Origin of the sequence: Dyadobacter sp., from assembly GCF_051859145.1 — a bacterium.
Lineage (GTDB): Bacteria > Bacteroidota > Bacteroidia > Cytophagales > Spirosomataceae > Dyadobacter.
In genome coordinates this window covers 1-2,466 of sequence record NZ_JBHYGF010000494.1, presented here as the reverse complement: position 1 = coordinate 2,466, position 2,466 = coordinate 1, and the positions used below count along the sequence as shown (strand labels likewise).

2 protein-coding genes are annotated in these 2,466 nt (G+C 49.4%); both read left to right on the top strand.

Features of this window, described 5'->3' with window-relative positions; translation table 11 throughout:
* Positions 1-201: 201 nt before the first annotated feature.
* Positions 202-1,452 carry an amidohydrolase/deacetylase family metallohydrolase gene (locus tag ACTIE6_RS22650; protein ID WP_439558795.1) on the top strand — a complete coding sequence of 417 codons (1,251 nt, stop codon included), beginning with the start codon at positions 202-204 and terminating at the stop codon, positions 1,450-1,452.
* A gap of 199 nt (positions 1,453-1,651) precedes the next feature.
* A partial coding sequence (locus tag ACTIE6_RS22645) for a PQQ-dependent sugar dehydrogenase (RefSeq protein WP_439558794.1) occupies positions 1,652-2,466 on the top strand: 815 nt, incomplete at its 3' end.

Sequence of the window (2,466 nt, the reverse complement as noted above, 5' to 3'; positions counted from 1 at the left end):
GCATTGCCCGTGAAAGTGTTGCACCAAAACCTGCGCGACGGAAACCCTTCGATCGAAATCATGCCCGGCGAAAACAATACATTGACCATTACTACCTGGATGCTGAAACCCGGCGAGGAAAAGATCGTTGCAGCCAGATTAAAAGAAGAGCTGTCGAAGGCAGTTGTTTAATGTAGTAAGACTATTTCTAAACCCATCATCATGAAGTTTAAGTTAATCCTCTTTTGCCTGCTGTCGGGCTTGTCCAGCCTTGTTGCCCATGCGCAGACTTATAGCATTCTGATAAAAGGCGGAACTGTTATCGATCCCAAAAACAACATTAACCAGGTCATGGATGTGGGGATCTTTGAAGGAAAGATCAAAAAAGTCGCCAAAGACATTGACCCGAAAGAGGCGAGGCAGGTAGTGGATGCAAAGGGAATGTATGTAACGCCCGGCCTGATCGATATCCACGGTCACGTTTTCTTTGGTACGGAGGTCAACCACTACCTCAGTAACAGCTTCACCGCATTACCACCCGACGGTTTCACGTTCCGCGTAGGTGTGACGACCATTGTAGATGCAGGCGGCGCTGGCTGGACCAACTTTGATGATTTCAAAAACAATGTCATTTTCAACTCACGAACGCGCGTTCTTTCCTTCATGAATATCGTGGGCAAAGGAATGAGCGGCGGCCAGATGGAGCAGGATACCAGCGATATGGACCCGGCGCTCGCGGCGGCTGTGGCATTGAAAAACAAGAATGATGTAGTCGGTTTCAAAGTAGCCCACTTCATGGGACCTGACTGGAAACCAGTGGATAATGCGGTGAAAGCCGGCAAGCTGGCCAATATGCCCGTGATGGTAGATTTCGGAGGCAGCACCCCGCCTTTGCCGCTGGAAGATCTTTTCATGAAACACTTGCGCGCTGGCGACATTTTCACGCACGCTTACACACTGCTGGAAGGTAACGTAAGGGAAACGATCGTGGACGAAGCGACTAAAAAGGTTAAGCCTTTTGCCATTGAAGCGCGGAAAAAAGGGATCATTTTCGACGTGGGTTATGGCGGCGCGAGCTTCAACTATTCACAGGCGATACCAGCCGTAAAATCAGGCTTTTTGCCCAACACGATCAGCACCGACCTGCATACGGGGAGTATGAACGGATCAATGAAAGATATGCTAAGCATTATGTCTAAATTCTATATAATGGGAATGGACCTGCCTTCAGTGATCAGGGCAAGTACCTGGGAGTCTGCGAAAGTAATCCACCGCGAAAACCTCGGCCACATCTCCGAAGGAGCCATAGCCGACGTAGCTGTCTTTTCAATGCGAAAAGGAAATTTCGGTTTTTATGATAAAACAGGCTACAAAATGGAAGGTAAAGAAAAGCTGGAATGCGAAATGACAGTGATGGGCGGCAAGATTGTGTATGATTTGAATGGGATAGCGAATCCGATTTATTTGAAGTAAGGAGGGAAGGAGGAAAGGGACGAAGGAGGAAGGGGAAGAAGGAGGAAAGGGATGAAGGAGGAAAGGGACGAAGGAGGAAAGGGATGAAGGAGGAAAGGGACGAAGGAGGAAAGGGAAGAAGGGAGAACACTCAAAAAAGTCCCTTCAGGGATTTAGGGCAAAAACCAGCGCAAACAGCCACAGCCAATTCACAAATTAGATGAACAAACTACGCCTCAAATATCTCCTCAGTTCCTTTGTCCTTTTCACATTGGGCTTTACGCAGCATTCTGCTCAAAAAGAGCAGCCCGTCAACACAAAAAACGGAGGCCTGTTCCTTCCCGACGGTTTTGAGGCTGTGGTAGTAGTAGACAGTCTGCCGGGGCGGGCGCGGCATATTGCTGTAAATGACAACGGTGATATCTATGTAAAAGCGCGGTTTGCGAACGCGGGTGAATCAGTAATCGCATTGCGGGATACCAATAACGACGGACGTGCGGATATTATCAAACGCTTCGGCGGACAGGCGCGGGAACATGCTTATGGTACTGCCATGCGCATTTACAATGGTTACCTGTATTTCAGTTCCGAGCTGGTGGTGTACAGGTACAAACTTACACCCGGCGACCTGGTGCCGCAGAGTGAAGAAGAGGTGATACTTACCGACGATCACCCGCACGGAATGCACGAGCACATCGCCAAGCCGCTTACTTTCGACGACAAGGGTTTTATGTATGTGCCTTTCGGAGCGAATTCGAATGCCTGCCAGGAAGATAACCGCACGCCTGCTTCAAAAGGTATGACGCCCTGCCCGATCCTGGAAGACCACGGTGGCATTTGGAAATTTGACGCTAACAAGCCGGGACAGCACCAGAAAGACGGGGTGAAATTTGCGACCGGGCTCAGGAGTATTGTGGGAATGGATTGGAATTTTGCAGATAACAACCTGTATGCATTGCAACACGGGCGCGACGATCTCCTGCGTTTGTGGCCGCAGCTTTATAATGGATGGCAAAGTGCAATGCTGCCTTCGGA